A 20,228-nucleotide genomic window follows, 5' to 3' on the forward strand; every position below is an offset into this window, starting at 1 on the left:
ACGCAAACGTTTTCCCTTATGACCTTAGTATAGCACAAACAGAAAACGGTTGCAAGCATTTTTTTGAAAAAATTTTAAAAAGCTTGTGACTGGCTAATTCCTAAAATTGTTTGTATAATAGAAGAGAAATAGGAAATCGTGTAAATTTCAATTCAAAAATAATTGAAGGGAAACGATTGCATAAATAGAAGACGAAACAAAGGGAGGGGGAAATTTAAAATATAGGGAATTTCCGATTTCGGAAATAAAAAGTAGGGAAAAAGTTTTTTTTTACAAACGCTTGCATTTATTTTAGAAATGGGGTATACTTGACTTAGCGCAAACGTTTGCGCAAAATTGAAATAATTAACAATATAAACACTTGAGGTGCTAATATGAAAAAACGTCAAAGCGGTGTGTTGATGCACATCTCATCACTTCCAGGAGCATACGGAATCGGATCATTTGGTCAAAGCGCCTATGATTTCGTTGACTTCTTGGTTCGTACGAAGCAACGCTACTGGCAAATCCTTCCTTTAGGAACAACCAGCTATGGAGATTCTCCATACCAATCATTCTCAGCCTTTGCTGGAAACACTCATTTTATCGACCTTGATATTTTGGTGGAGCAAGGTTTGTTGGAAGCAAGTGATCTTGAAGGTGTGGACTTTGGTAGCAACCCAACTGAAGTTGACTACGCTAAAATCTACTATGCACGTCGTCCGCTTCTAGAGAAAGCTGTCAAACGTTTCCTTGAAGCTGGAGATGTCAAAGACTTCGAAAAATTTGCTCAAGAAAATCAATCATGGCTTGAACTATTTGCAGAGTACATGGCTATCAAGGAGCATTTTGATAATCTTGCTTGGACAGAATGGCCAGATGCAGATGCTCGTGCTCGTAAAGCTTCAACTCTTGAAAGCTACCGTGAGAAATTAGCTGACAAGCTTGTTTACCACCGCGTAACTCAATATCTCTTCTTCCAACAATGGTTGAAATTGAAAGCATATGCTAATGACAACCACATCGAAATCGTAGGGGACATGCCAATTTACGTGGCAGAAGACTCAAGCGATATGTGGGCTAATCCGCATCTCTTTAAAACAGATGAAAACGGAAAAGCAACACACATTGCAGGATGCCCACCAGATGAGTTCTCTGCAGACGGTCAACTTTGGGGTAACCCAATCTATGACTGGGAAGCTATGGACAAAGATGGTTACAAATGGTGGATTGAACGCTTGCGTGAAAGCTTCAAAATCTACGATATTGTTCGTATCGACCACTTCCGTGGATTTGAGTCTTACTGGGAAATTCCTGCTGGTTCTGAAACAGCAGCACCTGGTAAATGGGTGAAAGGTCCTGACTACAAACTCTTTGCAGCGGTTAAAGAGGAACTTGGTGACTTGAACATCATCGCAGAAGACCTTGGATTCATGACTGACGAAGTTATTGAACTACGTGAACGCACTGGCTTCCCAGGAATGAAGATTCTTCAATTTGCCTTCAACCCAGAAGACGAAAGTATCGATAGCCCACACTTGGCACCAGCCAACTCAGTTATGTACACAGGAACACACGATAACAATACAGTTCTTGGTTGGTACCGTAATGAGATTGACGATCCAACTCGTGAATACATGGCTCGTTACACGAACCGTAAAGAGTATGAAACAGTGCCACACGCAATGCTTCGCACAGTATTTTCATCAGTTAGCTTCATGGCTATTGCAACCATGCAAGACTTGCTAGAACTAGATGAGTCAGCTCGTATGAACTTCCCATCTACTCTTGGTGGAAACTGGTCATGGCGTATGACAGAGGATCAATTGACTCCTGCTGTCGAAGAAACTTTGCTTGACTTGACTACAATTTATCGCCGAATCAATGAAAATTTGGTAGAATTAAAGAAATAAGACATTATCAGGAGACACAAAAAATGTTACCATTAAAAGAATTTGTACAAAATCGTTACAATAAATCTATCGCAGAATGTAGCAACGAAGAGCTTTACCTTGCTCTTCTTAACTACAGCAAACTAGCAAGCAGCCAAAAACCAGTCAACACTGGTAAGAAAAAAGTTTACTATATCTCAGCTGAGTTCTTGATTGGTAAACTCTTGTCAAACAACTTGATTAACCTTGGTCTTTATGACGAAGTTAAAAAAGAACTTGCTGATGCAGGTAAAGAGTTGATCGAAATCGAAGAAGTAGAATTGGAACCATCACTTGGTAATGGTGGTTTGGGACGTTTGGCAGCCTGCTTTATCGACTCAATCGCTACACTTGGATTGAACGGTGACGGTGTTGGTTTGAACTACCACTTTGGTCTTTTCCAACAAGTTCTTAAAAACAACCAACAAGAAACAATTCCTAACGCTTGGTTGACTGACCAAAACTGGTTGGTTCGCTCAAGCCGTAGCTACCAAGTACCATTTGCGCACTTCACATTGACATCTACTCTTTACGATATCGATGTACCTGGTTACAAAACAGCTACTAAAAACCGTTTGCGTTTGTTTGACTTGGATTCAGTTGATTCATCTATCATTGAAGATGGCATTAACTTTGATAAGACAGACATCGCTCGCAACTTGACTCTTTTCCTTTACCCAGACGATAGCGACAAACAAGGTGAATTACTCCGTATCTTCCAACAATACTTCATGGTTTCAAACGGTGCTCAATTGATCATCGATGAAGCAATCGAAAAAGGAAGCAACTTGCATGACCTTGCTGACTACGCAGTTGTACAAATCAACGATACTCATCCATCAATGGTGATTCCTGAATTAATCCGTCTTTTGACTGAACGTGGTATCGAACTTGATGAAGCAATCTCTATCGTTCGTAGCATGACTGCCTACACAAACCACACAATCCTTGCTGAAGCCCTTGAAAAATGGCCTCTTGAATTCTTGGAAGAAGTGGTTCCTCACTTGGTACCAATCATCAAAGAATTGGACCGTCGTGTTCGTGCTGAATACAAAGATCCAGCTGTTCAAATCATTGATGAAAACGATCGTGTACACATGGCTCACATGGATATCCACTATGGATACAGCGTAAACGGGGTTGCCGCTCTTCACACAGAAATTTTGAAGAACTCTGAGTTGAAAGCTTTCTACGATCTTTACCCAGAAAAATTCAACAACAAAACAAACGGTATCACCTTCCGTCGTTGGCTCATGCATGCTAACCCAAGCTTGTCTCACTACTTGGATGAGATCCTTGGCCGCGAATGGCACCATGAAGCTTCTAAATTGGAAGACCTTCTTTCATACGAAGACAAGGCTGCTGTCAAAGAAAAATTGGAAAGCATCAAAGCTCACAACAAACGTAAGTTGGCTCGTCACTTGAAAGAACACCAAGGTGTGGAAATCAATACTAACTCTATCTTTGATATCCAAATCAAACGTCTTCACGAGTACAAACGTCAACAAATGAATGCTTTGTATGTGATTCACAAATACTTGGACATCAAGGCTGGTAATATCCCTGCTCGTCCAATCACAGTATTCTTTGGTGGTAAAGCAGCTCCTGCCTACACAATCGCTCAAGACATCATCCACTTGATCCTTTGCTTGTCAGAAGTGATTGCAAACGACCCAGCAGTAGCTCCACACTTGCAAGTCGTAATGGTTGAAAACTACAACGTTACTGCAGCAAGCTTCCTCATCCCAGCATGTGATATCTCAGAACAAATCTCACTTGCATCTAAAGAAGCTTCAGGTACTGGTAACATGAAATTCATGTTGAACGGAGCTTTGACTCTTGGTACTATGGACGGTGCTAACGTGGAAATCGCTGAGTTGGTTGGAGACGAAAACATCTACATCTTTGGTGAAGATTCAGAAACTGTTATCGATCTTTACGCAAAATCAGCTTACATATCAAGCGAATTCTACGCCCGTAAAGCGATCAAACCACTGGTTGACTTTATCGTGAGCGACGCTGTTCTTGCAGTTGGTAAGAAAGAACGCTTGGAACGTCTTTACAATGAATTGATTAACAAAGACTGGTTCATGACTCTTCTTGACTTGGAAGACTACATCAAAGTCAAAGAGCAAATGCTTGCTGATTACGAAAACCGTGATGCATGGTTGGATAAAGTGATCGTCAACATTGCTAAAGCAGGATTCTTCTCATCTGACCGTACAATCGCTCAGTACAACGAAGATATCTGGCACTTGAACTAAGATATACAATTTAATAGTTATTACACTATCTAGCAAAAAAAGCGAGTTTCAATTGAAATTCGCTTTTTTTTGAATGTTATAGATTTGAGGTTGACTGGTCTCAAAAAAAAAAATAATTTGTCAATAATTTCTAGACTTAAAAATCAGACCTAGAGAACACTAAGAAGGCTGGTTTTACTATCTTTAAGCCTCAGGTTCTTCTTAGCTATTACCTCAAATTTCTTGTATTCGTTTATACAAAGTATTATAATATAATTATAGGAAAGAAGGTGTTTATATGTGGAAAAAATATTTTTCAAAATATAAATGGACTGATTTATTTTGGATTATTTTTGTAATTTGGTCATGCCTTTATATGGGTAATAGTTCTTCGTTTCCGCTTACTCATCAAGAAATCTCTTTTCATGGCTGTTGTTATGGGGCAGCACTTGCCTTATATCACTTGCTATTTATTGATAAATTTGTCATTTCAAATCGAAAATAAATGGAGAGGTCAAAATTTTTTATACTTTTCGGAAAGACAGTTAAAAATCGTGTTTTAAACCCGCATCTCAAGAAGAGGTGCGGGTTTTGTCTTATCTAAAAAATTTATTTACAGTGCTTTTCCGACCAGAATCTCTGCTTCGATGGTAATCTCTGTCAGTTGGCTCCAATCAATCTTGCTTTGGTCAACGTGAAAGAGGAGGGGTGTCATGCTGAGTAAAGCTTGTCTTTGCCCTGCTGTAATGGATTTGGTCAGGGAAGCAGTCTGGATAGATTGGATGCTGAAATGTTCCTGGAAATGTTCCTTGGTGTCTTGGTTGGAATAGTCCTTCTTTGTCAACTGGTTCTGTACCATTTGACGGATTTCCTTGAGATGATTTTCAGTCGGTATGGCCTTGATTAAAATGCCATCCTTTGATAAGACGCGGCGAAATTCACCGTAGTTGGCAGGCGAAAAGATATCAAGCAGGAGATCCATGCTAGCGTCTTTTATAGGAAGGCGAGCCAGGTCGCCAACGAACCAGTTGACCGCCCAGTTGGTTTCACTTTTAGCAGCGATTTGGACTGAGTCTTTCGAAATGTCAAAGGCGTAGAAGGTCTTGTCAGGATGGGCTTCTTGGAGCTTGCGAGAGTAGAAGCCTTCGCCACAACCGATGTCCAAGACAGTTTTTGCAGATGATTTAGTCGCTAGTATGTCTGAGATGCCTTCTAAGATAGCCTGATAAAAGCCAGCTTCTAGGATTTGCTGGCGATTCTGAAAGTTTTCCTTGTCGTAGTTGGCAGATTGCTTGATTTGTGGAGCTAGATTGACATAGCCGAATTTTGCTAGGTCAAAAGAATGGCGATGATCACACTTGAGACTAGACTCTACCAAGGTCAGATTTTCTTGGCAGATAGGGCAGGCAAAGGCAGTCGCAGAAGCAAAACGCTGGAGTTTGGGTTTGAGGTTTGTATTCATAGTTTAAGTGTATCAAAAGAGGCAAATGAAAGCAACTTTAGGAATAAGTAGATGGGAGATTCAGTAGAAATAAAACTAATTCTCCAATTTATAGAATGAAATTGCTTTTATATCTAAATTGCTATATAATAATGATAAGGAGGAAATAAGTATGTTAAAAGAAGTATTAAGCGTCGCAAAAGTTGCGAAAAAATCATCACTCTTTTTGGGTGGTGTCGCATTTGGTACCCTTGGTTTGAAAATCTTGGCAAGTAAGGAAGCTAAAAAAGGTTATTCTAAAGCTTTGGCTAAGGCTTACAAGTTGAAAGACGAGCTAGATGCATCTGTTTCTGTTGTGAAGCAACATGGAGACGATGTCTTGCAAGATGCCAAATATTTGTACGAGCAAGAGAAAAAAGAAGAGCAATTAGATAGCCTTATAGGTGAATAATATGTCTTTTAAAGTGCTACATAGAGGATACCAACATATCCGACTATCATCTTCTTTTTCACTCACCTTGGATATTCAAGACTATCTTCGTTCCTTGGCGAGAGATGAAAAGGGGATTGAGTCTATCCAGTTTTACATGGATCAACAGCACTTTACTCTACGTATAAAAGAAGGCTTTTCTGTATTAGATAATGCAGAAGCCTTTTTAAAAAGAATTGATAAAGGGAAAGTTTCTGAGTTGATGACTCTTCCCATTCGTAGAGAAGAGAGTGCTTATTCTATTGTTTCAGGTGCAGCGATTAAGCGTATACTTTTTCGTAGTTTTGTGCCGTATCCTATTCGCTATATATGGACTGGTTATCAGGCTTTTGGCTATATTAGAGAAGCTTATCAAACACTAGCGCGTAAGGAACTAACGATGGAGGTCTTGGACTGTTCGGCGATTTTATTGTCCTTGTTTATGAATCAATCCAAGACAGCTAGCAATATCATGTTTATGCTTGATTTGGGGAATCATTTAGATCAGTGGTCCTTGAAAAAAACGGCAACAGATTTAGAACAAAGTCTTCTTGCAAAAGAGAGCGATGTATTCTTGGTACAGGGCGATACGGTCGTTAGTATCAAGAGTTCCGATGTTCAAATAGGAGATGTCTTGATCTTATCTCAAGGAAATGAAATTCTGTTTGATGGACAAGTAGTTTCAGGTTTAGGTATGGTCAACGAAAGTTCCTTGACGGGAGAGAGTTTTCCAGTTGAAAAAAGAGAGTCTGATTTGGTTTGTGCAAATACAGTATTAGAAACTGGAGAGTTGCGCATTCGTGTAACCGATAATCAGATGAACAGCCGTATTTTACAGCTGATTGAGTTGATGAAGAAATCTGAAGAAAACAAGAAAACGAAACAACGCTATTTCATCAAGATGGCGGATAAGGTCGTCAAATATAATTTCTTGGGGGCTGGGCTGACTTACCTATTGACAGGTTCTTTTTCTAAGGCAATTTCTTTCCTATTGGTCGATTTCTCCTGCGCTTTGAAAATCTCTACTCCTGTAGCTTATTTGACAGCTATCAAGGAGGGGTTGAACCGTGAAATGGTGATTAAGGATGGAGATGTTCTGGAGAAATATCTGGAAGTTGATACTTTCTTGTTTGATAAGACGGGAACGATCACAACTAGCTATCCGATAGTTGAAAAGGTGTTACCTTTTGGAGACAATAGTGAGGAAGATATTCTCAGAATCAGTGCCTGTCTTGAGGAACACATTTATCATCCTATTGCTAATGCTATCGTCAAGCAAGCCGAGATAGAGGGAATTGAACATGAGGAAATGCATGGGAAACTCCAATATATCGCAAGTAAGGGGATCAAATCTCATATAGATGGCCAACCAGTTCTTATTGGGAATTATGTCTTGATGCAGGATGAGCAGATTTATATCAGTTCAGAACAAAATGCTTTAATTGAAGAGTACAAGAGTCACTACAATCTCTTATTCTTAGCCTACCAGAATGAATTGATTGGAATGTTCTGCATTCATACTCCTTTGAGAAAAGAAGCAAAAGCAGCCTTGGAGAAACTTAAGGCACAAGGGAAAAAATTGATTCTGGCAACAGGGGACACCTTGGTTAGAACAGAGGAATTAGTCAAAGATTTGCCCTTTGATCAGGTCTATACAGACTTGAAACCTGATGGGAAATTTGAGTTAGTAGAGGAACTGCAGAAAGCAGGTCACACTATTTTGATGGTTGGAGATGGATTGAATGACTCAGCGGCTCTAACCCTATCAGATATCGGTGTGGTGATGAATGAGAGTGCAGATATTTCTAAGCAGATGAGTGATATCTTATTGTTAGATAATCGTTTGGATTTCTTCCAAGAGTTGGATTCGCTATCATCATCTTTGCAAACACTCATCAAGAAGAATATTCAAGATACCGTTGTCGTAAATAGTAGTTTGATTGGCTTTGGCTTGTTTAATTGGCTCAGTCCTTCAAATCTCTCTATCTTACATAATCTAACAACCTTACGCATTGTACTGCGTAGCCTGTCTATTAAGGGATAGGTGGGGGACTATTCACAGCAAAAAGGAGTTACCTTTCTCGAGGGTAACTCCTTTGTTTATAGGTAAATGTTGAACAATTTAGTAAGTCAATACAAAGTATTTCTTCTTCCCACGGCGGATAACAGTGAGTTCGTTCTCTAACTTATCTGCATCACTTAAGACATAGTCAAGGTCTTGGATACGGTCACCGTTGACATAGATGGCTCCATTTTGAACATCTTCACGGGCTTGGCGTTTTGAGTTAACCACGCCAGAAGATACGAGAAGTTCAACGATATTGTGGTTTTCGTCTGCTTGTACTTGGTAGTTTGGCACGCCACGAAGTCCTTGTTTGAGTTCTTTGACAGAAAGGTTTTTGATATTTCCTGCAAAGAGTTGTTCAGTGATGTTAAGGGCTTCTTTGTAAGCTTCTTCTCCATGAACAAGTGTGACAACTTCACGAGCGAGGACTTTTTGAGCCAAGCGTTCGTGTGGTGCTGCTTCGAATTGTTTACGGATGTCTTCAATCTCGTCTAATGACAAGAAAGTAAAAATCTTCAAGAAGCGAACAGCGTCAGCGTCCATGACGTTCATCCAGAATTGGTACATTTCGTATGGAGAAGTCTTTTCAGGATTGAGCCAAACTGCGTTTCCTTCTGATTTACCAAATTTCTTACCAGTTGCGTCTGTAATCAGTGGAACAGTAATTACGTGACCAGTCTTGTCAGCCTTACGACGAAGCAACTCGGTACCAGCGGTCATGTTTCCCCACTGGTCAGAACCACCGATTTGAAGAGTAACATTGTGCTCTTGGTTAAGAACGAAGAAGTCATACCCTTGCATGATTTGGTAGGCAAACTCAGTGTAAGAAATCCCTGTTTCGATCCGTTTCTTCACAGACTCCTTGCTCATCATGTAGTTGACAGTGAAGTATTTTCCGATATCACGGAGGAAGTCAATGAAGCTGATACTGCCAAACCAGTCGTAGTTATTGACCATGACAGCTTTATTTTCACCATTTTCAAAATCAAGAAAGCGAGAAAGTTGTCCTTGGATAGACTTGACCCAGCCATCTACTGTGTCTTTTGTTTGGAGACTACGCTCAGCATCTTTGAAGGACGGATCTCCGATGAGACCTGTAGCACCGCCAACGAGAGCATATGGTTTGTGACCCGCTAACTGCAAACGACGACTTGTCAAGATTGCGACAAGGTGACCTAGGTGAAGGCTGTCAGCAGTTGGATCGTAGCCAGTATAATAAGAAACTTGACCTTCTTCTAGGGCTTTACGCAAAGCTTCTTCATCAGTCGTTTGAAAAATCAAACCACGCTCTTTTAGCTCATCAAAAATGTGCATGTGTCTTTTCTCCTTTTTAAAATATTGTTTCTACCTATTTTACCACAAACTTGGCAAATAACCTAGTAAAATCGGGAAGAAAGTTGCTACTCGGACTTTTTTAGAAACGAGTGAAATATGGTATAATAGCACTAGCTTATTTTCAGAGAAATAGATAAAAACAGTTGAGAAAGGGGCTGAAAGATGTCTCATATTATTGAATTGCCAGAAGTCTTGGCCAACCAGATTGCAGCAGGAGAAGTTATCGAACGCCCTGCTAGTGTAGTTAAGGAACTAGTTGAAAACGCCATTGATGCTGGCTCTAGCCAGATAATTGTAGAGGTTGAAGAAGCTGGTCTTAAGAAAATCCAAATCACCGATAATGGACACGGGATTGCCCACGATGAAGTCGAGTTGGCTCTCCGCCGTCATGCAACCAGTAAGATTAAAAATCAAGCGGATCTCTTTCGGATTCGGACCCTCGGCTTTCGTGGTGAAGCTCTGCCTTCTATCGCTTCTGTCAGTGTTTTGACTTTGTTGACAGCGGTGGATGGTGGCAGTCACGGGACCAAGCTAGTAGCTCGTGGGGGAGAAGTTGAGGAAATCATTCCAGCGACCAGTCCTGTAGGGACTAAGGTTTGTGTGGAAGACCTCTTTTTCAATACACCGGCTCGTCTCAAGTATATGAAGAGCCAGCAGGCAGAGTTGTCTCATATCATTGATATTGTCAACCGTCTGGGGCTAGCCCATCCTGAGATTTCCTTTAGTTTGATTAGTGATGGCAAGGAAATGACACGAACAGCTGGTACGGGTCAACTGCGTCAAGCCATTGCTGGGATTTATGGTTTAGCCAGTGCTAAAAAAATGGTTGAAATTGAGAATGCTGACCTAGATTTTGAAATTTCTGGTTTTGTCTCATTGCCTGAATTGACACGGGCTAATCGTAACTATATCAGCCTTTTTATCAATGGCCGTTATATCAAAAACTTCCTGCTCAATCGTGCCATTTTAGATGGATACGGTAGCAAGCTTATGGTGGGGCGTTTTCCGCTGGCTGTTATTCACATCCAGATTGATCCATATCTGGCAGACGTAAATGTGCATCCAACCAAGCAAGAGGTGCGAATTTCCAAGGAAAGAGAACTGATGGCGCTGGTTTCAGAAGCTATCGCAAAGAGTCTCAAGGAACAGACCTTGATTCCAGATGCCTTGGAAAATCTGGCCAAATCTGCGGTTCGCAATCGTGAAAAGGTGGAGCAAACGACTTTGCCACTGAGAGAAAATACGCTCTATTATGAAAAAAATGAACCGACCAGACCGACACAAGCTGAGGTGGCAGACCATCAGGTGAACCTGACTGAAGAGAAACAGGATTTGAATCTGTTTGCCAAGGAAACCTTGGACCAGATGACCAAGCCAGCTAAACTGCATTTTGCAGAGAGAAAGCCTGCTAGCTATGACCAACTGGACCATCCAGAGTTAGATCTAGCTAGTTTGGATAAGGCTTATGACAAGTTGGAGCGGGAAGAATCTTCAAGCTTTCCAGAGTTGGAATTTTTCGGTCAGATGCATGGAACCTATCTCTTTGCCCAAGGTCGAGATGGGCTCTACATCATAGATCAGCACGCGGCTCAGGAACGGGTTAAGTATGAGGAGTATCGTGAGAGCATTGGCAATGTTGACCAGAGCCAGCAGCAACTCCTAGTGCCCTATATCTTTGAATTTCCTGCGGATGATGCCCTTCGTCTCAAGGAAAGAATGTCACTTTTAGAGGAAGTTGGTGTCTTTCTAGCAGAGTATGGAGAAAATCAATTCATCCTTCGAGAACATCCTATTTGGATGGCAGAGGAGGAAATCGAGTCAGGTATCTATGAGATGTGCGACATGCTCCTCTTGACCAAGGAAGTTTCAATCAAGAAATACAGAGCAGAGTTGGCCATTATGATGTCTTGCAAGCGGTCCATCAAGGCTAACCACCGTATCGATGACCACTCGGCTAGACAACTTCTATACCAACTCTCTCAATGTGACAACCCCTATAACTGTCCACACGGACGTCCTGTTTTGGTTCACTTTACCAAGTCGGACATGGAAAAGATGTTCCGTCGCATTCAGGAAAATCATACTAGCCTCCGAGAGCTAGGAAAATACTAATACTCTTCGGAAATCTCTCTAAACTGCGTCAGCCTTACCTTGCCTAACTCAAGTTATGCCTACGGTTAGCTTCCTAGTTTAGATTTGATTTTCATTGAGTATAAATTGAAGGGAAAATTATGTACGAATATCTAAAGGGTATCATTACCAAAATTACTGCTAAATACATCGTTCTAGAAGCTAACGGTATCGGCTACATCCTACACGTAGCTAACCCCTATACCTACTCAGGGCAAGTCAATCAAGAAGCGCAAATCTATGTGCATCAAGTTGTTCGTGAAGATGCTCATCTACTTTACGGTTTCCGTTCAGAAGACGAGAAGAAACTCTTTCTCAGCTTGATTTCTGTATCAGGCATTGGCCCTGTTTCTGCTCTTGCCATCATCGCAGCGGATGACAATGCTGGCTTGGTTCAAGCCATCGAGACTAAGAACATCACCTACTTGACCAAGTTCCCTAAAATCGGGAAGAAAACAGCCCAACAGATGGTATTGGATCTAGAAGGGAAAGTTGTTGTGGCAGGAGACGATCTCCCTGCTAAGGCTGCAGTTCCATCTAGCAGTGACAACCAAGAACTGGAGGAAGCTATGGAAGCCATGTTGGCACTGGGCTACAAGGCTACTGAGCTTAAGAAAATCAAGAAATTCTTTGAAGGAACTTCAGATACTGCTGAAAACTACATCAAATCTGCCCTTAAGATGTTGGTGAAATAGGAGATGTCTATGCCAAAACGCTGTGGTTGGGTTAAAATGAACAACCCGCTATATGTAGCCTACCATGATGAGGAATGGGGTCAACCCCTACATGACGACCGAGCGCTTTTTGAGCTGCTCTGTATGGAAACTTATCAGGCTGGTCTGTCTTGGGAAACGGTGCTTAATAAACGGCAGGCTTTCCGAGAGTCTTTTCATGGCTATCACCTTCAAAGTGTCGCGGAGATGACGGATGAGGAACTGGAGGCTTTGATGGACAATCCAGCTATCATCCGCAATCGTGCTAAGAGTTTTGCCACCCGAGCAAACGCCCAGGCCTTTTTACAAGTTCAGAAAGAGTATGGCTCTTTTGATGCTTATCTCTGGTCTTTTGTAGAGGGGAAAACCATCGTTAACGATATCCCGGACTACAGTCAAGCACCAGCCAAAACGCCTTTGTCTGAAAAAATATCCAAGGATCTCAAAAAACGTGGTTTTAAGTTCACTGGACCAGTCGCTGTCTTGTCCTATCTGCAGGCTGCAGGGCTAGTTGATGACCACGAGAATGATTGTGAATGGAAAAGTGGAAATAAGTGATGTTAGATGACTGGAACATCAGAGAATATAGAAAAAGCTGAGAGTCTTATCTCAGCTTTCTTTGTTATAATCAAAGTGGATGACTTGCTCCGTTGCATCTACATGGGCGTGGACTCCGAAGGGGACAATTGCTCTTGGAGTTGCGTGTCCGACATTCAGATTATAGACAATTGGGATATTGCTATCAATGATATCCAATAGTGCCTCTTTATAGTCGTCATAGAAAGTATCATCCATAGGTTTCCCGACCAAGAGTCCTCTGATGACCTCGAATATACCAGTTTCCTTTAAAGTCCGCAACATCTTTTTGAAGTCTTCTGGCTCAGGCTTTTCTTCGCTTGTTTCTAGCAAGAGGATCTTTCCTTCCCAGTCTGACAAGTCAGGGAAAAGTTTGTATTCTTGGCAGAGCTCCGTGCTGTCTGCGTATCGAGAGTTGTCAAAGATATCGTAGAGAGATTCGAGGCAACCACCGAGGATTTCTCCCTCGAACTGGGCATTTCCTTGTAACAAGTCAAAACCAGTATTTGTATGATTGATACGAGGTGTTCCTAGAGCTTTGGGACTGAAGTCAGTTCGTTCCTCATACCAAACGTCACTAGGGCGGATTTCTGAGATTTTTCCCGTCTCAATCAATTCTTTAAAGTAGTGAAGGCTATAGGCTAACATTTCTTTGTCTAATTCACAAATGTCTGCTAAAAAGGATTGACCATAAAAAGTTTTAACACCTAGTTTATGCAACATGAGATGGTTCATGGTCGTATCCGAGAAGCCAAGAAAAATCTTTTGTTTGATAACTTTTTCTAGTTGGTCATTTTCAAAAAGATAGGGTAATAAACGATAGGTATCGTCTCCACCGATGGCGCATAGGATCATGTCGATGCTATCATCAGAAAAGGCCTGAATTAAATCCTCTGCACGTGCTTCAGGATGGTTCTTGATAAAGTCTAAGCCTTTTAGTGAATGAGGTAAAAAGATAGGATTGAGTCCGAGGTCTTTGAGACGTTGGACTCCCAAGTCCACTTCGTGTTTGACAAAGTCTTCTCCGATAATGCCACTAGACAAACTAACAATACCAATAGTAGAAACCATATCTCATCCTCCTAGAAATAAATTGATGCTATTGTATCACAAAAGATGAGGGAAAACAACAAGAATTAGAGTCAGAAGAAGACTTTTAGATCAAGAAAGTAGTAAAAAAGCAACCAATCGTGTGGTTGCTTTTATAGTAGTTAATTTCTTATAGAGCAGTAAGGAAGGTCAGTCCGCCAAGGACAACCCCGGCTGAGTTTGGAATGATTAGAATCCAATCTTTCTTAGGCTCTTTTGTCCATCCATAAATGACCCAGATTAAGCAAGAGACTGCTGCTGATAAAGGTTGGAATGGTTGAGCTTTGTTCCCTTGTAAATTGGCAAAAATTTGAGGGATGTAGGCTATAAATACAATAATTCCGATAAAGGCACCAATTGAACCAACAATTTGATTAATTCTCTGTTTAGTCATATATATTTCTCCTTATTACTTTATTAGCTTAACAGAAAAACAACTTGGATTCAAGAATAAAACCTCGGGATTCTAAGGGAAGACTTTACATTAAAACAAATTTAGACAAACTGTCTATTTATGAGCTTGACAAATCAAAAAATGATTTGGAACTACAAAAAAAGTAGTCTGTCTACAAAACACACTACTTTTTTTGTTTATTTTAATATCTAGCAGGTCCTGCACTTGCGCTCTTGATGTTGAAACGTTTTTTGAGGTAGAAACGTAGGGCAAGAAGTGCTCCTCCGATCACCAACAAAACAAGTGGAGGGAGACTGATGTTGATAGCTTGCGGAATGAAGTTGCTCAAGAAGAGAATGAGAACCCAAGCAAACATGGTTGCTAGCATAACCAAAAGTGATTTCCAGAATGGAGGGCGTTGGCTACGATCAGTATCTGGTCCGTAGTAGCGGTAGATGAAGTGATAGAGAAGGTAGAAGGCAACTCCACCGAAGGCTCCTACACTGATAAGTGTTACCAATCCGTAAGCCACTGGTTGGTTTGAGAAGAAGCTCATCAAGGCACTAACTACTGCAAACAGTCCTGTAATGAAAAGGGCTGAATCCAACATCATCAATTTTGGATCGTCATTTTCCTTTGGATGTTCTTTTTCGTATTGTTCTTTTTCGCTAAAGCTGTGAGCCCAGTGAGTTGGTGCTCCGTAGATAGAGCGAGCGGTCACACCTTTTGGTTGTTCTTCTAGGATATGAGGAATGACTTCTTCAAGGATAGCCTTGATTTCAGCGTCAGTTTTTCCATCTTTTAGAAATTGTTGGGTTGCAATGTGGATAAATTCTTGGTTTTTCTTGGTTAATTCTTTTAAATCAATCTGTGACATAATAACTCCTGTTTAGAACCATTTTTTATGGATGAGGTAAAGAGTGAGAGAAACACTCATAGCAAAGGCGATAAAGACGATGAGCCAGAAAGCATGCGGTTCTCCGTTTAAAGGAATTTCATTATCCTTAAAGTTCATTCCGTAGGCTGAGAAAATCATGGTTGGGATGGACATAACGATAGTCACAAGTGCCAAGGTTTTCATGATATTGTTCTGGTTGTTTGAAATGATAGAAGCAAAGGTCTCTGTCATAGAGTGAAGGACGTTTCCATAGATGTCCGCCATCTCGATGGCCTGTTGAGTTTCAATCAAGGTATCTTCCAGTAAGTCTTCGTCTTCGAGATATTTCTTGATGTTACTGGTTGCGCTGGTCAATTTTTTAATCACGCGCTCATTTGTCTTAAGTGAAGCTTTGAAGTAGACGATGGTCTTTTCCAACTCCATGAGTTCAATCAATTCTTCGTTTCGAGTAGACTTGTGAAGTTGACTCTCAATCTGCTCACTCTTACGTTCAATCGAACGGAGGGCAGTTAGGTAAATCTCCGCATTGCGGTAGAGGATTTGGAAGATGAAGCGCGACCGCATGAAGGTATAGAAATTCCGAAGTCTACGATTGATAAAGACATCAAGAAGTGGTAGAGGCTCCAAGCAGGTAGTGATGATAGCCTCTTCTGTGATGATAATCCCCAAGGGAATAGTCACGTAGTAGGTCTGGTTATTTCTTTCCTCTGTGATTGGGACGTCTACGATGATCAAAGTGTACTCATCTTCGATGGTGATACGAGACATTTCTTCCGCATCGAGCGGTGCACGGAGGTCAGCAATATCAATATCAAAGGCCGAGGCGATTTCCATCGATTCGCTTTGAGTAGGATTGACGAGATTGATCCAAGTGCCCGGCTGGAGCGTATCAATCTCTTTAAATTCAGTTGTAGTTGAGAGAAAGACTTGCTTCATATCTCCTATCCTTTCCTAATCTAATCCGTGTTACAGTGATTTTTGACACCGTACTATTATACTACAAAATCGGCTTTTTTGGTAATAGAATTTCACTTTTTTTGGTATAATGGAAAGCAACAATGGACTAGAAAGAAGTAACATGCAAGATAAGATTGTCATCCATGGGGCACGCGCCCATAATTTAAAAAATATAGATGTGGAAATTCCACGTGATAAGCTAGTTGTGGTGACGGGGCTGTCGGGTTCGGGCAAGTCGAGTCTTGCCTTTGATACCCTGTATGCAGAAGGGCAACGTCGCTACGTTGAAAGTCTGTCAGCCTATGCTCGTCAGTTTTTGGGCAATATGGAAAAACCAGACGTGGACTCTATCGATGGTCTCAGCCCTGCCATTTCTATTGACCAGAAAACGACTAGTAAAAACCCTCGCTCAACGGTTGGGACTACGACGGAAATCAACGATTATCTACGTCTCCTCTATGCTCGTGTAGGAACACCCTACTGTATCAATGGACATGGCGCTATCAAGGCTTCGTCTGTAGAGCAGATTGTCGACAAGGTTTTGGAATTGCCAGAACGCCAACGCTTGCAGATCTTAGCACCTGTTATCCGTAAGAAAAAGGGGCAGCATAAGACTCTGATTGAAAAAATTCAAAAGGATGGCTATGTTCGTGTCCGTGTTGATGGGGTTGTCTATGATGTGACCGAAGTTCCTGAACTTGAAAAGAATAAACAACACAACATCGATGTGGTGGTAGACCGTATTATCATCAAAGAAGGTATCCGTAGTCGTCTCTTTGATTCGATTGAAGCAGCCCTTCGTATCGCTGAAGGGTATGTCATTATTGATACCATGGATGATTCCGAGCTCCTCTTTTCAGAACATTATGCCTGCCCAGTCTGTGGTTTTACAGTTCCAGAACTAGAACCTCGTCTCTTCTCCTTCAATGCTCCGTTTGGTTCTTGTAGCGAGTGTGATGGTTTGGGGATCAAGCTAGAGGTTGATACGGACTTAGTCGTACCAGATGCTAGTAAAACCCTTCGTGAGGGAGCATTAGCACCTTGGAACCCTATCTCTTCTAACTATTATCCAAATATGCTAGAACAAGCCATGACAGCCTTTGGAGTGGATATGGATACTCCTTTTGAGGCCTTGTCAGAGGAGGATAAGAATCTCATTTTCTATGGTTCAGATGGTAAGGAATTCCATTTCCATTATGAGAATGAATTCGGTGGAGTTCGTGATATCGATATTCCATTTGAAGGTGTTATAGGGAATATTAAGCGACGTTACCATGAAACCAATAGTGACTACACCCGTACACAAATGCGTCTTTATATGAATGAGCTAACTTGTGGTACCTGTCACGGTTATCGCCTCAATGACCAGGCTTTATCTGTTCGTGTAGGAGGAGAGGAAGGTCTTCATATCGGAGAAATTTCTGACCTCTCCATCACAGACCATTTGGAAGCTATTGATCAGTTGACCCTATCAAAAAACGAAGCCATCATTGCTCGTCCGATTCTTAAAGAAATCAAAGACCGCTTGACCTTCCTCAATAATGTCGGTCTCAACTATCTGACCCTTTCTCGTTCTGCAGGAACACTATCAGGTGGAGAAAGCCAACGTATTCGCTTGGCAACCCAGATTGGTTCTAATCTCTCAGGAGTCCTCTATATCTTAGATGAGCCGTCTATCGGTCTTCACCAGAGGGACAATGACCGCCTGATTGCCAGTCTGAAAAAGATGCGTGATTTGGGGAACACCTTGATCGTAGTAGAACATGATGAAGATACCATGCGTGAGGCGGATTATTTGATTGATGTTGGCCCTGGTGCAGGGGTCTTTGGTGGAGAGATTGTAGCAGCAGGAACGCCTAAGCAGGTAGCTCGCAACAGCAAATCCATTACAGGGCAATATCTGTCAGGGAAACGTGCGATTCCAGTGCCGTCAAAGCGTCGCGTTGGGAACGGTCGCTTTATTGAGGTGACTGGGGCGCGTGAGAACAACCTACAAAATATCACCGCTCGCTTCCCACTCGGGAAATTCATTGCGGTGACAGGGGTCTCTGGCTCAGGGAAGTCGACACTTATTAACAGCATCCTCAAAAAAGCCATTGCTCAAAAACTCAATCGAAATTCAGACAAGCCTGGAAAGTTTAAGACTATCTCAGGGATTGAGCATATCGATCGTCTGATTGATATTGACCAGAGTCCTATTGGAAGAACACCAAGGTCCAATCCCGCAACCTATACAGGTGTCTTTGATGACATTCGAGACCTCTTTGCTCAGACAAATGAGGCCAAGATTCGAGGTTACAAGAAGGGTCGCTTCAGTTTCAATGTCAAGGGTGGTCGCTGTGAGGCCTGCTCAGGTGACGGGATTATCAAGATTGAGATGCACTTCTTGCCAGACGTATACGTAGCTTGTGAAGTCTGCCATGGAACCCGTTATAACAGTGAAACCCTAGAAGTTCATTATAAGGAAAAGAATATCTCGCAAGTCTTGGATATGACCGTCAACGATGCAGTAGAATTTTTCAAACACATTCCAAAAATTCAACGAAAACTCCAGACCATCAAGGATGTAGGTCTAGGTTATGTAACCTTGGGACAACCAGCCACGACACTTTCTGGTGGAGAAGCTCAACGTATGAAGCTGGCTAGCGAGCTCCATAAACGTTCGACCGGTAAATCCTTCTACATTCTAGATGAACCGACAACTGGTCTTCATACCGAGGATATCGCGCGTCTACTAAAGGTCTTGTCTCGCTTTGTCGATGATGGCAATACAGTTCTCGTGATTGAGCACAATCTAGATGTCATCAAAACAGCAGACCATATCATCGATTTAGGTCCAGAAGGTGGTGTTGGTGGTGGTACCATCATTGCAACAGGAACTCCAGAAGAAGTAGCTGCTAATGAAGCAAGCTATACAGGACAGTATTTGAAAGGAAAGTTACATCATGAATAAACGTGTGCAAGCATTTCTCGATAAAATGCAAGAAAAAGAACTAGATGGAATCATTATCAATAACCTTAAAAATGTCTACTATTTGACAGGATTTTGGGGTTCAAATGGAACAGTCTTTATCAGTCGTGACCGTCAAATTTTGGTGACGGATGCCCGCTATATCATCGCTGCTAAGCAGGAAGTTACTGGTTTTGAGATTTTTGCAGAACGTGACGAGTTGGCTACTATCGCAAAAATTGCTAAAGACATGGGTCTTTCTCGTATCGGGTTTGAAGATGAAATCTCGGTTTCTTATTACCACCGCATGCAAGCCGCTTTTGAAGGTTTGGAACTAGTTCCACAAACACAGTTTGTTGAAGCGCTTCGTATGATTAAGGATGAGACAGAGATCGCGACTATTCGCAAGGCTTGTTCAATATCAGACCAAGCTTTCCACGACGCCCTTGAATTTATCAAGCCAGGGAAGACTGAAATTGAAATTGCCAACTTCCTTGATTTCCGTATGCGTGAGTTGGGAGCGGCAGGTTTGTCTTTTGACACAATCTTAGCGAGCGGTATCAACTCTTCTAAACCCCATGCTCACCCAATGCACAAGCCAGTAGAACTAGGCGAAGCTATCACTATGGACTTTGGGTGCCTTTACGAGCATTATGTGAGTGATATGACTCGGACCATCTACCTAGGCCATGTCAGCGACGAACAAGCAGAAATCTACAACACTGTTTTAAAGGCTAACCAAGCATTGATTGACCAAGCTAAGGCTGGCTTAGGTTTCCGTGACTTTGATAAAATCCCTCGTGATATCATTGTGGAAGCAGGCTATGGGCAATACTTTACACACGGTATCGGACACGGTATCGGACTTGATATCCACGAAGAACCATACTTTAGCCAAACTTCTACAGAAGTTATTAAATCGGGTATGGTCTTGACTGATGAACCCGGTATTTATATCGAAGGTAAATATGGAGTTCGTATCGAAGATGACATCCTGATCACAGATACAGGTTGCGAGTTATTAACCCTAGCTCCAAAAGAATTGATTGTAATCTAAA

At 41.7% G+C, this 20,228-nt stretch carries 16 protein-coding genes; 10 read left to right on the top strand and 6 right to left on the bottom strand.

Annotation, left to right across the window (positions count from 1 at the left end):
* The first annotated feature begins 374 nt into the window (after window positions 1–374).
* From malQ to ACWPUA_RS04390, 3 genes are all read left to right on the top strand, one after another.
* Window positions 375–1,892 carry a 4-alpha-glucanotransferase gene (gene malQ / locus ACWPUA_RS04380; protein ID WP_454379404.1) on the top strand — a complete coding sequence of 506 codons (1,518 nt, stop codon included), beginning with the start codon at window positions 375–377 and terminating at the stop codon, window positions 1,890–1,892.
* Between the two features lie 23 nt (window positions 1,893–1,915).
* Entirely contained in the window at window positions 1,916–4,174 is a 2,259-nt protein-coding gene (glgP, locus tag ACWPUA_RS04385; RefSeq protein WP_454379406.1) for a glycogen/starch/alpha-glucan family phosphorylase, read from the top strand.
* Window positions 4,175–4,451: 277 nt separating this feature from the next.
* On the top strand, window positions 4,452–4,658 hold the full coding sequence (locus ACWPUA_RS04390; RefSeq protein WP_414314634.1) for a hypothetical protein: 207 nt from the start codon (window positions 4,452–4,454) through the stop codon (window positions 4,656–4,658).
* A gap of 108 nt (window positions 4,659–4,766) precedes the next feature.
* Here the strand turns inward: ACWPUA_RS04390 and ACWPUA_RS04395 are convergent, their stop codons facing one another.
* Entirely contained in the window at window positions 4,767–5,615 is an 849-nt protein-coding gene (locus ACWPUA_RS04395) for a putative RNA methyltransferase (RefSeq protein ID WP_454379408.1), read from the bottom strand.
* A 151-nt stretch (window positions 5,616–5,766) separates the two neighbouring features.
* Here ACWPUA_RS04395 and ACWPUA_RS04400 point away from each other — a divergent pair, with 151 nt between their 5' ends.
* Window positions 5,767–6,045, top strand: a complete 279-nt coding sequence (locus ACWPUA_RS04400; protein WP_000910903.1) for a DUF6110 family protein — start codon at window positions 5,767–5,769, stop codon at window positions 6,043–6,045.
* A gap of 1 nt (window position 6,046) precedes the next feature.
* On the top strand, window positions 6,047–8,107 hold the full coding sequence (locus ACWPUA_RS04405) for a heavy metal translocating P-type ATPase (RefSeq protein ID WP_454379410.1): 2,061 nt from the start codon (window positions 6,047–6,049) through the stop codon (window positions 8,105–8,107).
* Between the two features lie 78 nt (window positions 8,108–8,185).
* On the opposite strand, the gene tyrS is transcribed toward ACWPUA_RS04405, so the two are convergent.
* The gene (gene tyrS, locus ACWPUA_RS04410; RefSeq protein ID WP_036758166.1) at window positions 8,186–9,442 is read right to left on the bottom strand and encodes a tyrosine--tRNA ligase; all 1,257 of its coding nucleotides are present in this window, start codon (window positions 9,440–9,442) and stop codon (window positions 8,186–8,188) included.
* 183 nt (window positions 9,443–9,625) lie between these two features.
* Between tyrS and mutL the strand changes: the two genes are divergently transcribed.
* The 3 genes from mutL to ACWPUA_RS04425 all read left to right on the top strand — a co-directional run bounded on the left by mutL (window position 9,626) and on the right by ACWPUA_RS04425 (window position 12,864).
* Complete coding sequence (gene mutL / locus ACWPUA_RS04415) at window positions 9,626–11,575, top strand: DNA mismatch repair endonuclease MutL (protein ID WP_454379412.1); 1,950 nt, start codon at window positions 9,626–9,628, stop codon at window positions 11,573–11,575.
* Window positions 11,576–11,694: 119 nt separating this feature from the next.
* Window positions 11,695–12,288: a Holliday junction branch migration protein RuvA gene (gene ruvA, locus ACWPUA_RS04420; RefSeq protein ID WP_454379414.1), complete on the top strand. Its 594-nt coding sequence runs from the start codon at window positions 11,695–11,697 to the stop codon at window positions 12,286–12,288.
* Window positions 12,289–12,297: 9 nt separating this feature from the next.
* Window positions 12,298–12,864 (top strand): DNA-3-methyladenine glycosylase I, encoded by a 567-nt coding sequence (locus ACWPUA_RS04425; RefSeq protein WP_454379416.1) that lies wholly within the window; start codon window positions 12,298–12,300, stop codon window positions 12,862–12,864.
* 51 nt (window positions 12,865–12,915) lie between these two features.
* Here ACWPUA_RS04425 and ACWPUA_RS04430 read toward each other — a convergent pair whose 3' ends face one another.
* The 4 genes from ACWPUA_RS04430 to ACWPUA_RS04445 all read right to left on the bottom strand — a co-directional run bounded on the left by ACWPUA_RS04430 (window position 12,916) and on the right by ACWPUA_RS04445 (window position 16,199).
* Window positions 12,916–13,953 carry a S66 family peptidase gene (locus tag ACWPUA_RS04430; RefSeq protein WP_454379418.1) on the bottom strand — a complete coding sequence of 346 codons (1,038 nt, stop codon included), beginning with the start codon at window positions 13,951–13,953 and terminating at the stop codon, window positions 12,916–12,918.
* A gap of 148 nt (window positions 13,954–14,101) precedes the next feature.
* On the bottom strand, window positions 14,102–14,365 hold the full coding sequence (locus ACWPUA_RS04435; RefSeq protein WP_049496815.1) for a SemiSWEET family transporter: 264 nt from the start codon (window positions 14,363–14,365) through the stop codon (window positions 14,102–14,104).
* A 202-nt stretch (window positions 14,366–14,567) separates the two neighbouring features.
* A complete protein-coding gene (locus ACWPUA_RS04440; protein ID WP_303943381.1) occupies window positions 14,568–15,242 on the bottom strand; it encodes a DUF1129 domain-containing protein in 675 nt (224 codons plus the stop codon).
* A gap of 12 nt (window positions 15,243–15,254) precedes the next feature.
* Entirely contained in the window at window positions 15,255–16,199 is a 945-nt protein-coding gene (locus tag ACWPUA_RS04445) for a magnesium transporter CorA family protein (protein WP_000815631.1), read from the bottom strand.
* A gap of 142 nt (window positions 16,200–16,341) precedes the next feature.
* Between ACWPUA_RS04445 and uvrA the strand changes: the two genes are divergently transcribed.
* Both uvrA and ACWPUA_RS04455 read left to right on the top strand, forming a co-directional pair.
* Window positions 16,342–19,173: an excinuclease ABC subunit UvrA gene (gene uvrA, locus ACWPUA_RS04450; RefSeq protein ID WP_454379566.1), complete on the top strand. Its 2,832-nt coding sequence runs from the start codon at window positions 16,342–16,344 to the stop codon at window positions 19,171–19,173.
* Window positions 19,166–20,227, top strand: a complete 1,062-nt coding sequence (locus ACWPUA_RS04455; RefSeq protein WP_454379422.1) for a M24 family metallopeptidase — start codon at window positions 19,166–19,168, stop codon at window positions 20,225–20,227. Before uvrA ends, ACWPUA_RS04455 begins: the two co-directional genes overlap by 8 nt.
* Window position 20,228: the final 1 nt, after the last annotated feature.

The sequence above is a fragment of the Streptococcus sp. Marseille-Q6504 genome, from assembly GCF_965111625.1.

Bases quoted from the DNA above. Each gene is read 5' to 3' on its own strand.
- ACWPUA_RS04400 (WP_000910903.1), top strand. From the start codon at position 5,767: ATGTTAAAAGAAGTATTAAGCGTCGCAAAAGTTGCGAAAAAATCATCA.
- ACWPUA_RS04445 (WP_000815631.1), bottom strand. From the start codon at position 16,199: ATGAAGCAAGTCTTTCTCTCAACTACAACTGAATTTAAAGAGATTGAT.
- mutL (WP_454379412.1), top strand. From the start codon at position 9,626: ATGTCTCATATTATTGAATTGCCAGAAGTCTTGGCCAACCAGATTGCA.
- ACWPUA_RS04440 (WP_303943381.1), bottom strand. From the start codon at position 15,242: ATGTCACAGATTGATTTAAAAGAATTAACCAAGAAAAACCAAGAATTT.
- tyrS (WP_036758166.1), bottom strand. From the start codon at position 9,442: ATGCACATTTTTGATGAGCTAAAAGAGCGTGGTTTGATTTTTCAAACG.
- ACWPUA_RS04390 (WP_414314634.1), top strand. From the start codon at position 4,452: ATGTGGAAAAAATATTTTTCAAAATATAAATGGACTGATTTATTTTGG.
- ACWPUA_RS04435 (WP_049496815.1), bottom strand. From the start codon at position 14,365: ATGACTAAACAGAGAATTAATCAAATTGTTGGTTCAATTGGTGCCTTT.
- glgP (WP_454379406.1), top strand. From the start codon at position 1,916: ATGTTACCATTAAAAGAATTTGTACAAAATCGTTACAATAAATCTATC.
- ACWPUA_RS04395 (WP_454379408.1), bottom strand. From the start codon at position 5,615: ATGAATACAAACCTCAAACCCAAACTCCAGCGTTTTGCTTCTGCGACT.
- ACWPUA_RS04425 (WP_454379416.1), top strand. From the start codon at position 12,298: ATGCCAAAACGCTGTGGTTGGGTTAAAATGAACAACCCGCTATATGTA.
- ACWPUA_RS04405 (WP_454379410.1), top strand. From the start codon at position 6,047: ATGTCTTTTAAAGTGCTACATAGAGGATACCAACATATCCGACTATCA.
- ruvA (WP_454379414.1), top strand. From the start codon at position 11,695: ATGTACGAATATCTAAAGGGTATCATTACCAAAATTACTGCTAAATAC.
- uvrA (WP_454379566.1), top strand. From the start codon at position 16,342: ATGCAAGATAAGATTGTCATCCATGGGGCACGCGCCCATAATTTAAAA.
- ACWPUA_RS04430 (WP_454379418.1), bottom strand. From the start codon at position 13,953: ATGGTTTCTACTATTGGTATTGTTAGTTTGTCTAGTGGCATTATCGGA.
- ACWPUA_RS04455 (WP_454379422.1), top strand. From the start codon at position 19,166: ATGAATAAACGTGTGCAAGCATTTCTCGATAAAATGCAAGAAAAAGAA.
- malQ (WP_454379404.1), top strand. From the start codon at position 375: ATGAAAAAACGTCAAAGCGGTGTGTTGATGCACATCTCATCACTTCCA.